The following is a 16,583-nucleotide window of genomic DNA, read 5'->3' as shown; positions in this document are numbered from 1 at the left end:
GCACGCGTAACGAAAGAGCACTGCCGCCAAGGGGAATTCCGTGACCAGCCTTGCCGTCCGTACGGCGCCCGAGACCGTCCGGCAGCCACAAAGGCCGAAGCGGCAGGGCTCACGTCTGCGTGCGCTCGACGGGTTGCGGCTGCTCGCCGCCCTGATGGTCGCCGGCTATCACTACGGCGGTCGCGGCGGCGCGATTTCCGACGCATGGGGCAGTTCGCCGGAAATCCAATTCCCCACCGCCCACGAATGGTTGGCGCTCGGCTGTCTGGGCGTGCAGATCTTCTTCGTGATCAGCGGATTCGTGATCTGCATGAGCGGCTGGGGCCGCACCCTGCGCTCCTTCTTCGCCTCGCGCGCCTCGCGGCTGGGGCCCTCGTACTGGGCCGCGGTCGTTCTCGTCACGGCCGTGTTCGCGCTGCCGCCCGTCGTCTACAAGGCGGTCTCGCCCAGCGATTTCCTGGTCAATCTGTCGATGCTGCAGATGCCGCTCGGCGTCGACCGGGTCCTCGGGGTCTGCTGGACGCTGTGGGCGGAGGTCCGCTTCTACGCCCTGTTCGCGCTGTGCATCGTGCTCCCGGGGGCGACCCGGCAGCGGGTGGTGCTGTTCTGCGCGGTCTGGACGCTGGGCGCCGCGATCGCGGACGCCGCCGGCTCGCCTCTCCTCGACCTGATCCTGATGCCCGAGTACGCCCCGTTCTTCATCGGCGGCATGGGCCTGTATCTGGTCCACCGCGACCGCCGCGACCTGACGGCCTGGGGCATCGTCGCCGTCAGCTGGCTGACCGGACAGCACTATGCGGTACGGGAGCTGTACCAGGCGCCCTCCCCCGACCTGTTCGCCTACCGCCCCTCGCTCGCCATCATCGCCGTGGTCACCTTCGGCTTCGCGGCGGTCGCGGCGATCGCGCTCGGCCTGCTCCACCGGGCCGACTGGCGCTGGCTGACCACCGCGGGCGCGCTCACGTACCCCTTCTACCTGGTGCACGAACACCTGGGCTGGGTCGCGGTCCGCTTCCTGCACCGCGGCTTCGGCGTCCCGTCGTGGGCGACGTTCGCGCTGACGGTGGCCGGGATGCTGGCGCTGGCCTGGCTCCTTCACCGGTACGTGGAGAAGTGGGCCACTCCTCGTCTACGGGAGCGGCTCAGTCGGCCGTTCGGCTCGGCCTGACCTCACACACTGCTCAGCGAAAGCTTCACCGCGAAGCCGATGAACAGCGCACCCGCCGCCGAGGTCGCACCGGCCGACAGGGCGCGGCGCCGCTGGAAGGCGGCCGCCAGCTTCGTGCCGCTGAAGATCAGGGCCGAGAGATAGAGGAAGCTCGCGAGCTGGGCGAAGGCGCCGAGGACCACGAAGGACAGCGCCGGGTGCGCGTACGCCGGGTCGACGAACTGCACGAAGAAGGCGATGAAGAAGAGGATCGCCTTGGGGTTGAGCAGGCTGACCACGAAGGCACGGCGGAAGGGCCGCTCCTCCTTCGCAACGGGGGCCCGGGCATCCTCGGCCGCCTCCGCGAAGCGTTCGCGGCGGGTGCGCCACATCGACCAGGCCGCCCGCAGCATCCCGATCGCGAGCCAGGTCAGATAGCCGGCGCCGGCGAACTTGACGATCGAGAAGAGGAGCGCGTTGGCCTGCAGCAGGGAGGCCACGCCCATCGCCGAGAGCGTCATGAGCACCGTGTCGCCGCACCACACACCGGCCGCCGCCGTATAGCCCGAGCGGACACCGCGACGTGCGGCGACCGACAGGACGTACAGCGAGTTCGGACCAGGGAGCAGGACGATGACGATGAGTCCCGCGAGGTACGTCGGCAGATCTATGACACCCAGCATGGCCGGAGTGTCGCACGAAAGGCGGATACGGTTCACAGCCGTCCCGGATAACGGAACGAGACCCTCCGGGCGCGTACATCTCAGTACGCGTCCGTCGGCACATGCGTCCCCCACACCTCCCGCAGCGCCCCGCACACCTCCCCCACCGTGGCGCGGGCGGCGAGCGCGTCCTTCATCGGGTGGAGCACGTTCGCGTCCCCGCCGGCCGCCTCCCGCAGCGAGGTCAGCGCCCGGTCGACCGCTTCCCGGTCCCGCTCGGCCCGCAGCCGCTCGAGCCGTGCCACCTGCTGGGCCTCGATCGCCGGGTCCACCCGCAGCGGCTCGTACGGCTCCTCCTGGTCGAGCCGGAAGCGGTTGACGCCGACCACCACGCGCTCCCCCGCCTCGGTCTCCTGGTCGATGCGGTACGCGTTCCGCTCGATCTCGGACTTCTGGAAGCCGTGCTCGATCGCCGCCTCCGCGCCGCCCAGGTCCTCGATCCGGACCATGAGCTCGCGTACGGCCTTCTCCATGTCGTCCGTCATCTTCTCGACCGCGTACGAGCCCGCGAAGGGATCCACGGTCGCGGTGACGTCCGTCTCGTACGCGAGGACCTGCTGGGTGCGCAGGGCGAGACGGGCCGACTTCTCCGTCGGCAGCGCGATCGCCTCGTCGAAGGAGTTGGTGTGCAGGGACTGGGTGCCGCCGAGCACCGCCGCGAGACCCTGCACGGCCACCCGTACGAGATTCACCTCCGGCTGTTGCGCGGTCAGCTGCACCCCGGCCGTCTGCGTGTGGAACCGCAGCATCAGCGACTTGGGGTCCTCGGCGCCGAACTCCTCCTTCATCACCCGCGCCCAGATCCTGCGCGCCGCCCGGAACTTGGCGACCTCCTCCAGGAGCGTCGTACGCGCCACGAAGAAGAAGGAGAGGCGCGGCGCGAACTCGTCCACCGCCATCCCGGCCGCGAGCGCGGTCCGTACGTACTCGATGCCGTCCGCGAGCGTGAACGCGATCTCCTGCGCGGGCGAGGCCCCCGCCTCCGCCATGTGGTAGCCGGAGATGGAGATGCTGTTCCAGCGCGGCAGCTCGGCACGGCAGTAGCGGAAGGTGTCCGCGACCAGGCGCAGGGAGGGCTTCGGCGGGAAGATGTACGTGCCGCGGGCGATGTACTCCTTGAGCACGTCGTTCTGGATCGTGCCGGTCAACTCGGCCGCGGGGACGCCCTGTTCCTCGGCCACCAGTTGGTAGAGCAGGAGCAGCACCGCGGCGGGGGCGTTGATCGTCATCGACGTCGAGACCTTGCCGAGCGGGATCGCGTCGAAGAGGACCCGCATGTCGTCGATCGAGTCGATCGCCACCCCGACCTTGCCCACCTCGCCGTGCGCGAGCGGGGCGTCGCTGTCATGGCCCATCTGGGTGGGCAGGTCGAAGGCGACGGACAGACCCGTCGTACCCGAGGCGATCAGCTGCCGGTAGCGGGCGTTGGATTCGGCGGCCGTGCCGAAGCCCGCGTACTGGCGCATGGTCCAGGGGCGTCCCGTGTACATCGAGGGGTACACGCCCCTCGTGTACGGATATGCGCCCGGCTCCCCCAGGCGCACCGCGGGATCCCAGCCCGCCAGCGCCTCGGGTCCGTACACCGGAGCGATGGGCAGCCCCGACTCCGACTCCCGCCCGGGGGTGCCCTTTTCCGACTGCCGTGCCATGGCCTTGTCTCCCTTCGGTAACGCATCAGTGATCCCGTAGGGCGTTCGCAACCAATCATGCGCGGGAATCATCTACAGGGACACGCGGCAGGTACGGGGCCTGGCGGGGTCTGACCTTGGGGGACGAGATGCAGCGGAATTCCGTCATACGGAGAGTGCTTGCCGCAGCCGTGGTGGTGGCCGCGGCCGCGGGGTGCACGGTGTCGGGTTCGGCCGGATCCGCGCCCACGAAGCCGCCGGGCTCCTCGAAGCCGGCGGACGACAAGCCCTCGTCCACGCCGTCCGGCACCCAGGAGCCCGACGGGCCCGAGGCGCAGAGCGCACTGCTCAGCGAGGGCGACAAGGGCATGAAGGTGCGTGAACTGCAGGCCCGGCTGCGGCAGGTGGCCTGGCTGTTCGAGTACCCCGACGGCTCGTACGGGGGCAGCACCGTCAAGGCGGTCAAGGGGTTCCAGGGCAAGCGCGGACTGCCCGAGACGGGCGAGGTCGACCCGGTCACGTGGGAGCGGCTGCTCAAGATGACCTCGAAGCCGGGCTTCTTCGAGCTGTACGCGGGCGGCGACCAGCCGGCCGCCAAGCCGGACCCGCGGTGCCTGGAGGGCCGGGTGCTCTGCATCAGCAAGACCAGCCGCACCTTGGTGTGGATGGTCGACGGCAAGGCGCAGCTCCAGGTCGACGTGCGCTTCGGCTCGGAGATGACTCCCACGCGCGAGGGCGTCTTCAAGGTCGACTTCAAGTCCCGCAACCACCACTCGACGCTCTACGACACCCCGATGCCGTACGCGATGTTCTTCAGCCGGGGCCAGGCGGTGCACTACTCGTCGGACTTCAAGGCCCGGGGCTACACGGGCGCTTCGCACGGCTGCGTGAACGTACGCGACGAGGCGAAGATCGCGTCCCTGTTCCAGCAGGTGAAGGCGGGCGACAAGGTGGTTGTCTACTGGTGAGGTTGAGGGGCAGGGGTGGGTCCGGGGGAACGTGACCCACCCCTGCCGACTGCACCGAGCCATGGGGTACGGGGGGAACCCCGGCTCGTGCACGCCGATGACCAGTCGGCTCACTTGTATCTGCGCCGGGGCTTCGAAAAGTGTCACACCCTGCTGAAAATTCTTCTGTGCTTGTTCGAAAGCGCAGGTCAGAGGGGGGTCGATCGGGAGGGGCGGAGAGCAGGGGGCCGGACTCAGGGCCAGGCTCAGGCCGTCGCGCCGCTGACGCTCGGCGAGGGGGCGTCGCTCACGGACGGGTCCGGGTCCGGCTGGGGAGCCGGGGCTGCGGGAGCGCTCGACGCGCCAGGCGCGCCGCCTGACTCTCCCTCGCCACCCTCGCCGTCCGATCCGTCCCCGCCGGAGGAGCCGCCGCCACCGCTTCCGTCGCCGCCAGCGCCACCGCCGTCGCCGTTTCCGCCTCCGTCGTCGCCGCCTCCGTCGACCGAGCCGCTGCCGTTGTAGTCGCCGTTGCCGCCCTGGTCCTGCCGGCCGTCCTGCGCCTTGAGCAGGTCCCTGCAGAACCGTCCGACCTCCTCGGCGCCCCTGCCTCCCTGAGCCTCCTTGGCCGCCGACTCCAGGCGTCGGCGCCGGTCGCCGTCGAGCGGCCGGCCCGCCTGGTGATCGCGGCAGGCCTCGACGACCCGGGCGTACCACTCGTCGCCCTTGGACCACTCGCGCCGCTCACCTGCGTTCGGGTCCCGGCTGCCCATGCCGTCACCGCCGGAGCCCGGCGAGGTCCGCGGTGCCTCTGGCCGGGTCGGGTCCTCGCTCCCGCCCGGTGTCGCGGACGGTTCCCCGATGGCACCCGGCCTCGTGGCATCAGGGTCCGGCGAGCTCGGCGAGGGGCTGGCCGCGGCGGAGACGGAGGCGGCGGGCACCGGATCACTGTCGCCGAAAGGGGTCGGCAGCACGCCCGTACCCGCGGCGACGGCCACACCGCCGATCGTGCAGGCCGCCAGCGCGGCGGCCACCCCGAAGCGCAGCGGGCGGCCCCAGAGGGTACGGCCGGGGGCGGCATGGGCGCCGCGGCCCGAAGGGGCGCCTCGCCCTATGCGTACGTGCGTATCGCCGGAGGAAACCGAGGCGGAAGCGACGGAGGCGGAAGCGACGGAGGCAGAGGCAGAGGCAGAGGATGCTGCGGACGTGGCTCCTGCGCCGTGTCCCGCCGCCCGGAATGCCGCCAATGCGGCGGATTCGCCGGGAAGTTCCCCCGGCAGAGGGCCGGCCTGCGGGCGCACGGAGTCGAGGGCCTTCGCGAGCCGCTCGGCCCGCACCGCCTCCTCGCCGTCATGGCGGCCGTGCCCGTTGGCGCCGAAAGGCTCACCGCGCAGCAACCGCTCCGCGGCATCCTTCGTCAACCACCGGTAGTGCTCGTCCGCCATCACATGTCCTTCTGCGTCCGCATCCGCGAATGCGTCACACCGCCGGGCCGGCCGTGCTCCGTATCGTCGGGACGTTCGTGCGTCACCCTGTCGTGCCCGCGCGGGGCCGGGCACGGGGGCCCTGTCCGCTGGCCGGGCACGGGGGGTCCTGTCCGCTGGCCGGGCACGGCGTCGAGCCCGGCGTCGCCGGACTGCGCCTCGGCGCCGAGCAGTTCGGCGAGCCGTTTCAGACCGCGGTGCGCGGCCGTGCGTACGGCACCGGGGCGTTTGCCGAGGGTCTTTGCTGCGCTCTTGGCGTCGAGTCCGACGACCACACGGAGCACCACGGCCTCGGCCTGGTCCTGGGGGAGCTGCGCGATCAGCGCGAGGGTGTTGCCGGTCGCGAGCGCCTCCATGGCCTCACCCGCAGTGTCCGATTCGCCCGGCTTTCCGGTGAGTTCGGTCTCGTCGCCGCCGATCAGCGGCCGGCGCCCCCGCATCCGTAGATGATCGAGCGCGCGATTACGGGCTATCCGCGCCGTCCAGCCGCGGAACCGGTCCGCGTCGCCCTCGAAACGGTCCAGATCGCGGGCGATCTGCAGCCAGGCCTCAGAGGCGATGTCCTCCGCGTCGAGCTCACCCACGAGGGTGCGGACATAGCCGAGCAGCCGCGGTTGTACGGCGCGGTACACAGCGCGGAACGCGGTCTCGTCCCCACCCTGCGCCGCGAGTACCGCGGCGGTCAGCTCCGCGTCATCCCCCAGCAATGCCTCATCCTGCCCGTGTCGCAGCCCAGTGCGATCCAGCACGCTACGGCGTCAACAGGTGTCGCGTCCATGTTTGTACACCGTGCAACTAGCGCGACACAGGGTGCGGGGAAACCCAAACGGCTTGCGCGACGCATTCCTTAGTGCGGGCGGCCCCCCCCAAGGCCCCCCCGCACAACGCGGCAGCCGGAGGCCTCTCCTGTGGGGGGTGGCGGCCTCCGGCTGTTGCTTGTACGCCAGGAGCCGCGGGCTCTCGGGGTTGCGGGGTCCGGGTCGTGGGTTCAGCGCCTCAGGATCTTCAGCGCCTCAGGATCACGGCCCCTGGTTCACGCGGCGAGCAGTCCGCCGGCCATGTCGTCGGCCTCGACCACGAGATGGGCGGGCGGCACCTCGGCGCGTACCGGCTCGCCGTAATCCGAGAACCGCATCTCGCCGCCGGACTCCACCACCACGAAGCGCATGTACGGCGCCCCCTCGGCGGCGACGTACAACGTGTCGCCGCCCTCCCCCATGCCCGTCAGCGGAATGACGCGCACCCCGTGCCGCACCGTCGGGGCTCCTGCCTCGACACCCTCCGTCTCGAAGGGCAGCGTCCGCGCCCCGGCCTGGAGGTCGCACTGCCGGGCGAACTTCCCCTCCGGATCGGGCAGCTCGAGGTACTTGCCGCGGATCAGCTCCACCCGGGGCTTCACCTTCGCCTCGGTGGCGGGCCCGCGCCGCTCGGCCTCGTCGAGGATCTCGGCGAGCGCTTCGGCCGTGTACCGGACGTAGGCGGCCCCCTCGCCGCCGTGCCCCGTGACCACGATGACCTCGGCCCGCTTCATGGGCCCCGCGTCGTAGGTGCCGGTGCAGTTGCCCGCCCGGTCCATGAGCAGGGAGGCCTTGCCCACGCCGCTCGTGCGGGTCATCCGTACGGACTCGGCCGACTTGAACAGCCGGAAGGACTCGGCGGCCAGCTTCTCCCCACGGGCGTCGGACCGTTCCGGCGCCGCCGTCCGGCTGCCACGCGACCACGCCTTGGCGGCCTTGTCACCCTCGTCACCGTCGCGGGCCGGCCCGTGCGCACACGACACCAGCAGTCCCGCGGCCAGGCACAGCCCGGCAGCTTTCCGTGCCAGCCTCATTTTCCGGTTCCCCCCAGGTGCGGGCCCTTGGCGGCCCACGTTTCCGTCAGCGATCAGCGAGGGGGCGGTCCGTGCCGGGCTCGGCCCCGGAATCGCCCGCCGGCCCGTCGAGGCCCTTTGCGGACACGCCTTGCCCGTCGGGCTCCTTCGTTCACGCGCCTTGCCCGTCGGGCTCCTTCGTTCACGCGCCTTGCCCGTCGGGCTCCTTCGTTCACGCGCTTTGCCCGTTGGGCTCCTTCGTGGGCGCTGCCTGTCCGTCGGGCTGCTTCGTGAGCGCGCCTTGTCCGTTGGGCTGCTTCGTGAACGCTCTCTGCCCGTTGGGCTCCTTCGTGGGCTCTGCCTGCCCGTCGGGCTGCTTCGTAGACGCCCCCCGCCCGGCGGGGTCCTTCGTGGACGCTCCGCGACCGGCGGTCCCGGCGCGTTCGGCCTCCGCCAACAGGCGGGCGCAGTAAGCGCGTACGTCGCCCCGCGGGCCCGCCGACTCGGCGAGCCGCTGCCGTGCGGCGGAGTCGAGCGCCTTGCCCCCCACCTTGTCCAGGCTCCGGCACAGCGCCTCCTCATGCCGTACGTCGCCAGGCCGGGAGGGCCGCGCGGACCGCTCCTCCCCGGGCTCCGGCAGGTCGTCGGGGATGCCTGACCGGTCGCGCTCGATCTCGGGCTCGCGCTGGGGAGCGGCCGGAGTCGCCGCGGGCACCGAAGCGTCACCTTCCGGCCCGGATTCGGGCCCGCCCGACACCGCCACGGCGACCCCGCCCACCGTCAGCCCGGCGATCAGCGTCCCGAGCACCGCACGCCAGGCGATCCGGCGCGCACGCGTACGCGGCCGCCAGTCGTCGCGCCGCCGCGTCCGTGCCCCTTCGCGGTGCGCACCGGAATCCCGCGCGGCACGGAAGGCGGCGAGAGCGGCGGCCTGAGCGTCCGGGTCGACCTCGGCCGAGCAGGCAGCGGTGATCAACTCGTCCAGGGCGGGGGGCACATCCGGCGCGGGGAACGCCTCAGGTGCCGGAGGTGCAGCCGATGCCGGGGATACATCCGACGCCGAGTGCGCATCCAACGCCTCGCGCGCATCCGACGCCGGGAGAGCATCCAACGCCTCGCGCGCGTCCGACGCCTGGAGAGCATCCGACGCCGGAAAAAAATCAGGTGCGGGGGGCGCTACCGAAGCCGGGGACGCCTCCGAGTCAGGAAGCACCTCCGAAGCCCGGGACGCCTCCGAGTCAGGAAGCACCTCCGAAGCCCGGGACAGCTCCGAGTCAGGAAGCACCTCCGAAGCAGACGGTGCCCCAGAAGCCGGAAGCGCACCGGCCTCCGGGAGCACCGATCCGCCGTGCCCACCCGCCGTACGCCGGCCGCTGTCGTCCTCGTCGCCGCGAGGCCAATTGACGTTCATCTCGTCTCACCCAGCGTGCGCGGCCCGTCATCCGTCACACCCGGCTCGGCCGAGATCCTGCCGGCCAGTCTCTTCAGGCCGCGGTACGCGGCCATCCGCACCGCTCCCTGCCGCTTGCCGAGCACCCGCGCCACGCTCGGCCCGTCGAGCCCGACCACCACCCGAAGCAGCACCACCTCGGCCTGGTCACGGGGCAGTTCCGCGATCAGCGCGAGGGCCCGCGCGGTCGACAGGGTCTCCAGGGCCTCGGCGGGCGTATCGTGCGCGCCGGGCAGTTCGAGCAGATCGCTCTCGTACGTGCTCTGCTGCGGCCGCGCCTTGCGACGCCGCAGCAGATCGAGCGCGCGGTGCCGGGCGATGACGGCCCGTCCAGCCGCGGAAGCCCGCGCCGTCCCCTTTGAACCGCCCGAGATCGCGCGCTACCTCCAGCCAGGCATCGGCGGCCACGTCCTCGGCCTCGTCCCCGACGAGGCCGCGCAGATACCCGAGCAGACCCGGCTGCACCATGCGGTACGCGGTCGCGAACGCCTGCTCGTCCCCGCCCTGCGCCCGTACGACCGCTGCGCCCAGCTGCTCGTCGTCGGCTCGCGCCTGTTGCCCCACTACGTTCCCAACCCGCCCCGGCGGCACTGTGCACCGTGCCCGCGTTCCCCGGCGTACAGCGCCACCGGGCACAGAAACGTCACAGGTCGCCGACAGGTTCCGGCCACCGCAGTCACCGTCCGGGTCACCCGATGGCGATCCGCGGGTGAGCCCCCGGCTTGATCCAGCCCATGATCGCGTCCATAGTCGCGCGCGGCACCGACACACAACCGGCCGTCGCGCCCTTGCCGTTCACATGCAGAAAGATGCCGGCGCCCCGACCGGGCGTCGCCGGCCACCGGTTGAAATCGATCACCAGCGCCTTTGCGTACTGCGTCGGATAATTGACCAGATGCTCACTGCCGCGCCCGCCGCTCTCGGTGAGCGGGAAGTCGGCGCCGGCCTCGGTGCGCAGCTGGTTGTAGAACGCCGATTCGGGGTCCTGCACCCACCAGTGCGTGGAGTTCACGCGGGTGTACGGCAGGGAGGTCCCACCGGGCTCGAGCCCGAAGCCCTCGGTGAGCGTGTACGTACCGCCGGGCGTCGTGTACGTGCCCTGCCACCGCGTCGCCCCGGGCACGACCCCGTTGGACCCGACCCTCCCCGCACGCGTCGACAGCAGGGACTTCCAGCCCGCCGAACCCTTGGCCCAGGCGGTGACGGTGGCGTACGAGCCGCTGGACTCGACGGTGACGAGCTGGGTGGCATCACCGATCTCGACGGGGACGGGGAAATCGGGGGCCGGGAAGTCGGGGGCAGCGGACGGCTGTTGGGCAGGGGAGCCCGCCCCCGAGGTGAGCGCCACCACGCCGAGCACGATCCCGGCGAGGACCAGACGCCCCCCGCGCGACCTCGACCCGCCCGGCCACCCCATCCGTCCGCGCTCACCCATGCGCCCGCACCTTTCCGTCCAGCCCGTTCACGTCGTACCGGCGAGACAATCCGCCCGCCCCCACTCAACCCCTGACGCGCCCCTCAAGCGGCCTTACGCGCCCGGCCGTGCAGCGTCAGATAGAAGGTCTGCAGGGATTCCTCTCCCCCGACGTCGAACCGGTTCACGACCCTGCCGAGGGGATTCCATACGCGCCCGTCCGGCATCCGTACGCCCACGGCCTGGCCGAAGTACTCCCGCTGCGTCTCGTCGAACTCGACCCACGCGGCGCCCGCCTGACGCACCAGCACTTCGCCGACATACGTCCCGAGCCCGTACAACACCCGGTCGGGGCGCGGGACTTCGGCGCCCGCCTTGCGCAGCCCGTCCACCATGAAGTCCACGACCCGCAGGCTGGCCACGGTGTAGTCGAGCGGCAGCCGGTTGCGCCGCGTCACCTGCGCCACGAACTCCCGCGCGTGCGCCCGCATCCGCACCTCGGCCGCCACCCGTTTCCCCCCGCGCCCACCGCACCCCTGGTCCATCCCCGCCCCTTCGCCGGCCGACGAGGAGCTCCTCCGCTCCCCGTCCGACCCAGCGCGAGGGCAGGGGAGATCGTCACGGGTTTCTGGCGTGCGCCTTCTCACCCTCCGGCTTTCCGGAACCCGTACAACCGTTCCCCCGTCTCAACCGTCTACGACGGCCGCCGAGCCGGCAGGGCAGCCGGCCGGCACGGCGGAAGCCGCCCGTCACCGCGGCCCGGGCCAGGGCCCGTTCCCGTCCCCGGTGCGGCAAGGCCGTCGCTCGTCACGTCTCCCGCAGCACGTCCCGGCACAGCAGCCGGAGTGACCCCTCTCCCTCGAAGCAGCGCCGCGCCTCGCCCAGCGGGTCCCAGAGACCGTCCTCGCCGGTACGCAGCCGGTAGCCGCCGTCGCTCTCCTCCCAGACGCCGTCCGCGTGGCGCACCAGGACCTCGCCGGCGTACGCGCCGAAGCCCCGCAGAGTGAGCTCCACCGCGTCGAACGGCGGGTTCTCCCTGCGCAGTTCGCCGATCACCCGGTCCAGGCGCCACAGGCTGCTCGGCGAGTAGTCCAGGTACAGCCGGGCGCCCTCGCGCAGCATGGAGACGGAGTCGGCGGCCCAGCGGGCGGGCTTGGTCGCGTGGTGTGCGGTCATATGAAGCAGAGCGCGCGGCGGACTTTGATCGTCACTCGACCGCGCGGGCCGGATGGCGCTCAAGCCTGTTCGAGGCCCGAATCGCGGCAGGCCGCATCACAACTGGCCGCCCGCAAGGGCTCCTTCAGGCCCGGGACCCGCACCTCGAGCACGATGACCGGGTAGTCCCGTACGTCGTTGCTGAGCGGCGGTACCGAGTCCAGCTTCTCCGCCTCATGGGAGGGCAGGCTCATCCGGACGGTGAAATGCAGCATCCCGCCGGCGGCGATCCGCCGCTCGCCGCCCTTCACCTTGGGCCCGTGCTCGACCCGTGGCGTCAGGTCACCGCGCGCGAAGAGCACCCCTCCGCCGTGCGGCGCGCAGACCGTCAGCTCGGCGCCGGACGGAGCGAAGGGCTCGTCGACGACGAGCGGGTGCGCGCCCGCGTGCAGCGTGCCGTCGGCCGTGAAATGTCCCTTGTCCCCGCCGTCCGGGCCGTCGGAGGTCCAGCCGTGGCCGCCGACCGACAGCCAGGGCTCCTCGGGCGGCTCGGCCGCCGGATCGCGCATGCTGTCCGGCAGGTCGGGGTACTCCCGGCACACCCGGGGCACCGGCCCCGCGGGCACCTGTGCCGTGGACGCCCTGCGCGCCTCCCTCTCCCGGCCGGCGTAGGCCAGCGAGAGCAGCACCGCGACAAGGACGGCGATCAGCGCCCACGAGCGCGGTCTCACACGCGCGCCCTGGCACGCCGCGACACCACCGCCCGCAGGATCCGCCGCCCCTCGACGGCCAGCGCGTGCGCCTGCCGCAGTCCTCCGCCCGGGCCCGCGAGCAGCTCCAGGACGCGTATCTGACGGCGCAGTTCACCGGTGACCAGGGGCCCGGACCCGTCCTGCGGCCCGTCCGCGCGCGTCTGCCCGTCCGTGGGCACGTGCCCGTCCGCGCGCACCTGCCCGGCCGGGCCGCCACGCCCGCCGATGTCGTACAGCCGGTGCACCCGCAGCGCGGCCGCCGAGCAGGCGTCGGCCCAGGTACGCAGCGGGGCGCCCGCCGGCTCTTCGGGCGCGGTCTCCAGCATGCGTACGACGAGACGCGTGGCCTCGTCGTCGCCGGCATCCGTCCCGGCCCTGGCCTCGGTCAACTCGGCGCGTACGAGCGCGAGTTCTGCACCCCAGTCACCCGCTCCCGACTCGACCGCTGCCCACAGGGGACGCAACGCGTCGTCGGCGGCGCCGAGCAGCGGCAGACAGCAGTCGAGGCAGGCGAGCCCCGACACGGACAGACTCCGTTCGTCGGCCTGCGCGATCAGTTCCACCGGACTCATGGACGCCTCCACCTTGCGGACGGTGCACTTCCTCTTACTGCGCCCCGTCCTGCGGAAACGTCACGCCCCCACGCTCAGGACTCCGGAATCCCCAGCCGCTCCAGGAACCGGAAGAACAACAGCTCGGCGGAGGGATCGGCGGGCGCGTTCAGTACGGCCGTGACATCGGCCGCCCGCACCGTGTGCCCCGCCTCCGCCGCCCAGGCGGCCGCCCGCTCCGCCGCGTCCTGCGCGGGCAGGAAGAGATCGTCGGGCTCCTTCCCGTCCGCGGCCAGGAACTCGGCCATCGCGTCGCGCGCGAGACACGCGTTCCACGCCCCGCTCTGCGGTGCGGCGGCCTCGACCGCCACACAGGAGCTGTCCATCACGAACCCGAACAGCGCGGGCGCCCCGGTCTCCCGGGCGAGCGCCGCCATCGACCCGATCTCGGGAACGGACGCCTCCCACACCTGCCAGCCGCCCGGCCGTTGCTCGTGCAGCGAGAGCCCGTCCCGTACGTCCTCGAACGCAGCGCACTCCGCAAGAGGCCGCTCCGCGCGGCCGACGACGTAGTACCCCCAGAACCCCATGCCTTACTCCCCGCCCACGACGTCTTTGACGTGAATCCAACACATCTGCAGGGCAGTTCGCCACCGAAAAGCACAGATCAACGCACGTCCGGAGCAGACAGCCGCCGCTTCGCCGGCCTTGGAAGGCCCTGCATTCATCTGTGACGCCGCTGTGTGGCCTGTGGGTTCTCTGCAGCGGGCACGGATCCTGGGAGTGCCCGCCGCAGATCCGGAGAAGGGCTCCGGGGCGCGTCAGTCGATGCGCTCGCAGAGGGCGTCGACCGAACCGTCGTACATGGTCAGGGACTTGTATCCGGTCGGGGAAATGTCCAGGCCGTACAGGCCGTCGATGATGTACAGGCCACGCGGCAGGGTGCCGCCGTTCTCCGCGAAACCGACGAGGACGGGGCCCGCGACCTTCCAGTGCTGGGAGCCGTCCGTGCCGTAGGTGATCAGCGCGCTGCCGCTCGCGTCCGCGTCGTACGAGGCGCCGGTGCCGGTGTTGCCGACCCGTACGACCAGATCGCCTTTGTACGCCACGGTCCTGGCGGAGCCGTCCGGATGGGTGGCGAGGACCCGCTTGACCACCTCGTCGACGACGGGTTCGCCGTGCACGGCGAAGTCACAGCGGGCACCGGCGGGCGTGTCCCAGGGCGCGGAGGGCGCGGGAACCCAGCCTCCACCGGCGGTGAGGGCGAGCAGGGTGGCAGCGGCGAGATACACAGGGCCTCCAAGTGGCTGTACGGGAACGGAACTTCAGCCTCCCGCCCGCCCCTGACCATTCACTGACCAAGACCATTCACCGACCAAGACCTAGGCTGCGCACCCATGGAGTTCCAGCTGCTCGGCACCTTCGAGGCGCGGCACGAGGGTCGCCCCGTCCTGCCGGGCGTGCGCCGCCAGGAGCGCCTGCTCCTCGCGTTCCTGCTGCTCGACGCGGGCCGCACCGTGCCGGTCGGCCGGCTGGTCGAGCTGCTGTGGCAGGGGCGGCCGCCCGGTGCGGCGCGCGGCACGGTGCATACGTACATCGGGCGGCTGCGCGCGGCCCTCGGCCCGTACGCGCTGCGGCTGACCACGCACGACGACGGCTATCGCATGGAGCGCGACGAACACCGGGTCGACACCGCGGAGTTCACCGCCCTCGTCCGCAGAGCCGCGCAGGCGGGCGACCCGGCGCACCGCGTCGAGCTGTACGACCAGGCCCTCGCCCTGTGGCGCGGTCCGCTGCTCGAAGGTCTCGCCGACGAGCCGCTGCGGGCCCGCCTGGGCGGCGTGCTCGCCGAGCAGCGTCTGACCGCACTGGAACGGCGGGCCGAGGACCTGCTCGCCATGGGCAAGCACCACCGCGTGGTGGCCGACCTGCTCCCCGAGCTGCGCGGCCGACCGCCGCGCGAGCGCCTGGTCATCGCCCAGATGACCGCGCTGCACCGCAGCGGCCGCCCCGCCGAGGCGCTCGACCTCTACCGGGACACACGCACCGCCCTGGTCGACGAGCTGGGTCTCGAACCCGGCACGGACCTGCGGGAGTTGCACCGCCGCATCCTGGCCGGCGACCCGCGCCTCGACCGTCCCCCGGGCCCGGTCTACGCCGTCCGCGTCCGCGATGTCTGGCTGCCCTGGAACACCAGCGGCCATCCCGCGCTCGAGTTCTGCAATACGTACGCGGGCTGGGGCAGCCCCTCCCTCCCCGGCGCCGACTGGCTCGCCCGCTATGCGTCGCTCGCCGTCTGGGCCGGCCATCTCGGTCTCGCCGACGACCGGACGGTCGACCGCCTCCTGGCGGAAGCGGACCGGAACCCGGGGCTCGCCGACGCGGCCCTCGCCGAGGCCCGCGCCCTGCGGTCCGCGCTGTACGCCTGCTGCACGGACCGCGATGACGCCCCTGCCTTCAAAACGGTCGCGGCGGCGGCGGAAGAGGCCGCCGCCCACGCCGAGTTCACCCGTGGTCCCGACGGCCTCGCGCGCTGGACCATCAGCCCGGCCACGGGCCTGCGCCTGCCCCTGCTCGCCGCGGCCCACAGCGCGGCCGACCTCCTCGCGTCCCCCCGCGTCCACACCCTGCGCGTCTGCCCGGGCAAGGACTGCGGCTGGCTCTTCCTCGACGAGTCCGGCCGCCGCCGCTGGTGCAGCCTGGGCACGTGCGGGGCCCGGCGGCGGGCGCCGTAAGCGGCTTACAGCGCGGGGAGGTTGGGCACGAACGGGGGTGTGGCCGGGCCCGCCAGGGCCTTGTTCTGCTGCATGCAGGTGAGGCGGTGAACGAACAGCATCGCCAGGACGGCCCCCGCGATGTCCAACAGATCGGACACGGTCATGACCTGCAGGGCGGTCCTCACCTCTGCCACGTCCATCGCATCGGCCCGCGCATACATGCGTCCCGCAATCTCGTTGCAGAACCAGCCGGCCAGCCATGCCGTCCACCAGGCGTTGACGACGCCGGTGCCGCGCACCTTCGCGTCGGCCGGTTCGCTCGCGTTCCACGCGTCGAGGGCCACGCGGCGCGGAAACCAGAAATTGACCACCGGGCAGAGCCAGCCCCACACCGCCCAGCCACGCCTGAGCGAGTGGTCGTCGGGCGCGAAGACCTCGGCGTTGATCCGTACCCGGCGGAACCAGATGATGAAGACCACGCCGGTCACGACCAGCGCGGTGAACTGCGGGGACGCGGAGAGCGCATACAGGTCGTAGGCGTCGTTGACCGCGTTCGAGTCCACGGAGTCCACCAGCCAGTACAGGCTGAAACCCGCCCAGAGCGAGAAGAGATCGGCAGCGATCACCACACCGAGCAGCACGATCACTGCCCGGGAGAGGCCCACAGGTGAACGCAGAAACGCGGTCGGTGCGATGGGATACGACGGAACGTCAGAATCATCGGGCATGCCGAACACAAAACCCCCCACAGGTCACGGAAAACAGAAACGCGTGCCGCGGCACCCTCTCCCCCAGGGCGCCCGCGGCAC

17 protein-coding genes and 1 pseudogene are annotated in these 16,583 nt (G+C 72.0%); 3 read left to right on the top strand and 15 right to left on the bottom strand.

Annotation, left to right across the window (positions count from 1 at the left end):
• Positions 1–40 precede the first annotated feature (40 nt).
• Positions 41–1,168 (top strand): acyltransferase, encoded by a 1,128-nt coding sequence (locus JAO81_RS19615; RefSeq protein ID WP_199549173.1) that lies wholly within the window; start codon positions 41–43, stop codon positions 1,166–1,168.
• 2 nt (positions 1,169–1,170) lie between these two features.
• On the opposite strand, the gene leuE is transcribed toward JAO81_RS19615, so the two are convergent.
• Positions 1,171–1,830 carry a leucine efflux protein LeuE gene (leuE, locus tag JAO81_RS19610; RefSeq protein ID WP_199549172.1) on the bottom strand — a complete coding sequence of 220 codons (660 nt, stop codon included), beginning with the start codon at positions 1,828–1,830 and terminating at the stop codon, positions 1,171–1,173.
• Between the two features lie 80 nt (positions 1,831–1,910).
• Entirely contained in the window at positions 1,911–3,518 is a 1,608-nt protein-coding gene (locus tag JAO81_RS19605) for a methylmalonyl-CoA mutase (RefSeq protein ID WP_199549171.1), read from the bottom strand.
• A gap of 146 nt (positions 3,519–3,664) precedes the next feature.
• On the opposite strand from JAO81_RS19605, the gene JAO81_RS19600 reads away from it, so the two are divergent.
• Complete coding sequence (locus JAO81_RS19600) at positions 3,665–4,465, top strand: L,D-transpeptidase family protein (RefSeq protein WP_307813495.1); 801 nt, start codon at positions 3,665–3,667, stop codon at positions 4,463–4,465.
• Positions 4,466–4,710: 245 nt separating this feature from the next.
• Here the strand turns inward: JAO81_RS19600 and JAO81_RS19595 are convergent, their stop codons facing one another.
• From JAO81_RS19595 to JAO81_RS19540, 12 genes and pseudogenes are all read right to left on the bottom strand, one after another.
• On the bottom strand, positions 4,711–5,886 hold the full coding sequence (locus JAO81_RS19595; RefSeq protein WP_199549169.1) for a hypothetical protein: 1,176 nt from the start codon (positions 5,884–5,886) through the stop codon (positions 4,711–4,713).
• Positions 5,886–6,632 (bottom strand): RNA polymerase sigma factor, encoded by a 747-nt coding sequence (locus JAO81_RS19590; protein ID WP_199549168.1) that lies wholly within the window; start codon positions 6,630–6,632, stop codon positions 5,886–5,888. Before JAO81_RS19590 ends, JAO81_RS19595 begins: the two co-directional genes overlap by 1 nt.
• A gap of 326 nt (positions 6,633–6,958) precedes the next feature.
• A complete protein-coding gene (locus JAO81_RS19585) occupies positions 6,959–7,756 on the bottom strand; it encodes a hypothetical protein (RefSeq protein ID WP_199549167.1) in 798 nt (265 codons plus the stop codon).
• Between the two features lie 211 nt (positions 7,757–7,967).
• Positions 7,968–8,732, bottom strand: coding sequence for a hypothetical protein (locus JAO81_RS19580; protein WP_199549166.1), 765 nt, complete (start codon positions 8,730–8,732; stop codon positions 7,968–7,970).
• 410 nt (positions 8,733–9,142) lie between these two features.
• Positions 9,143–9,749: pseudogene (locus JAO81_RS19575) on the bottom strand (RNA polymerase sigma factor).
• Positions 9,750–9,873: 124 nt separating this feature from the next.
• Positions 9,874–10,620 carry a L,D-transpeptidase family protein gene (locus JAO81_RS19570; RefSeq protein WP_233415612.1) on the bottom strand — a complete coding sequence of 249 codons (747 nt, stop codon included), beginning with the start codon at positions 10,618–10,620 and terminating at the stop codon, positions 9,874–9,876.
• Positions 10,621–10,703: 83 nt separating this feature from the next.
• Entirely contained in the window at positions 10,704–11,090 is a 387-nt protein-coding gene (locus tag JAO81_RS19565) for a hypothetical protein (protein WP_199549210.1), read from the bottom strand.
• Between the two features lie 316 nt (positions 11,091–11,406).
• On the bottom strand, positions 11,407–11,775 hold the full coding sequence (locus JAO81_RS19560; protein WP_199549165.1) for a hypothetical protein: 369 nt from the start codon (positions 11,773–11,775) through the stop codon (positions 11,407–11,409).
• Positions 11,776–11,834: 59 nt separating this feature from the next.
• Positions 11,835–12,485 (bottom strand): hypothetical protein, encoded by a 651-nt coding sequence (locus JAO81_RS19555; protein ID WP_199549164.1) that lies wholly within the window; start codon positions 12,483–12,485, stop codon positions 11,835–11,837.
• Positions 12,482–13,078: a hypothetical protein gene (locus JAO81_RS19550; protein WP_199549163.1), complete on the bottom strand. Its 597-nt coding sequence runs from the start codon at positions 13,076–13,078 to the stop codon at positions 12,482–12,484. The genes JAO81_RS19555 and JAO81_RS19550 overlap by 4 nt, the downstream gene beginning before the upstream one ends.
• Positions 13,079–13,152: 74 nt before the next feature.
• Positions 13,153–13,647 carry a hypothetical protein gene (locus JAO81_RS19545; RefSeq protein WP_165336628.1) on the bottom strand — a complete coding sequence of 165 codons (495 nt, stop codon included), beginning with the start codon at positions 13,645–13,647 and terminating at the stop codon, positions 13,153–13,155.
• 231 nt (positions 13,648–13,878) lie between these two features.
• On the bottom strand, positions 13,879–14,349 hold the full coding sequence (locus JAO81_RS19540; protein WP_199549162.1) for a hypothetical protein: 471 nt from the start codon (positions 14,347–14,349) through the stop codon (positions 13,879–13,881).
• A 105-nt stretch (positions 14,350–14,454) separates the two neighbouring features.
• On the opposite strand from JAO81_RS19540, the gene JAO81_RS19535 reads away from it, so the two are divergent.
• Positions 14,455–15,792: a BTAD domain-containing putative transcriptional regulator gene (locus JAO81_RS19535; RefSeq protein WP_199549161.1), complete on the top strand. Its 1,338-nt coding sequence runs from the start codon at positions 14,455–14,457 to the stop codon at positions 15,790–15,792.
• A 5-nt stretch (positions 15,793–15,797) separates the two neighbouring features.
• Here JAO81_RS19535 and JAO81_RS19530 read toward each other — a convergent pair whose 3' ends face one another.
• Positions 15,798–16,502 (bottom strand): DUF4328 domain-containing protein, encoded by a 705-nt coding sequence (locus JAO81_RS19530; protein WP_199549160.1) that lies wholly within the window; start codon positions 16,500–16,502, stop codon positions 15,798–15,800.
• Between the last annotated feature and the right edge of the window lie 81 nt (positions 16,503–16,583).

The organism is Streptomyces sp. N35 (assembly GCF_016464295.1).
GTDB lineage: Bacteria > Actinomycetota > Actinomycetes > Streptomycetales > Streptomycetaceae > Streptomyces.
This window is presented reverse-complemented; position numbering and strand designations above follow the sequence as displayed.

Excerpts from the sequence above, each read along its gene's own strand:
- JAO81_RS19565 (WP_199549210.1), bottom strand. The coding sequence starts at position 11,090 with ATGCGGGCGCACGCGCGGGAGTTCGTGGCGCAGGTGACGCGGCGCAAC.
- leuE (WP_199549172.1), bottom strand. The coding sequence starts at position 1,830 with ATGCTGGGTGTCATAGATCTGCCGACGTACCTCGCGGGACTCATCGTC.
- JAO81_RS19585 (WP_199549167.1), bottom strand. The coding sequence starts at position 7,756 with ATGAGGCTGGCACGGAAAGCTGCCGGGCTGTGCCTGGCCGCGGGACTG.
- JAO81_RS19545 (WP_165336628.1), bottom strand. The coding sequence starts at position 13,647 with ATGGGGTTCTGGGGGTACTACGTCGTCGGCCGCGCGGAGCGGCCTCTT.
- JAO81_RS19550 (WP_199549163.1), bottom strand. The coding sequence starts at position 13,078 with ATGAGTCCGGTGGAACTGATCGCGCAGGCCGACGAACGGAGTCTGTCC.
- JAO81_RS19535 (WP_199549161.1), top strand. The coding sequence starts at position 14,455 with ATGGAGTTCCAGCTGCTCGGCACCTTCGAGGCGCGGCACGAGGGTCGC.
- JAO81_RS19595 (WP_199549169.1), bottom strand. The coding sequence starts at position 5,886 with ATGGCGGACGAGCACTACCGGTGGTTGACGAAGGATGCCGCGGAGCGG.
- JAO81_RS19605 (WP_199549171.1), bottom strand. The coding sequence starts at position 3,518 with ATGGCACGGCAGTCGGAAAAGGGCACCCCCGGGCGGGAGTCGGAGTCG.
- JAO81_RS19560 (WP_199549165.1), bottom strand. The coding sequence starts at position 11,775 with ATGACCGCACACCACGCGACCAAGCCCGCCCGCTGGGCCGCCGACTCC.
- JAO81_RS19530 (WP_199549160.1), bottom strand. The coding sequence starts at position 16,502 with ATGCCCGATGATTCTGACGTTCCGTCGTATCCCATCGCACCGACCGCG.
- JAO81_RS19570 (WP_233415612.1), bottom strand. The coding sequence starts at position 10,620 with ATGGGTGAGCGCGGACGGATGGGGTGGCCGGGCGGGTCGAGGTCGCGC.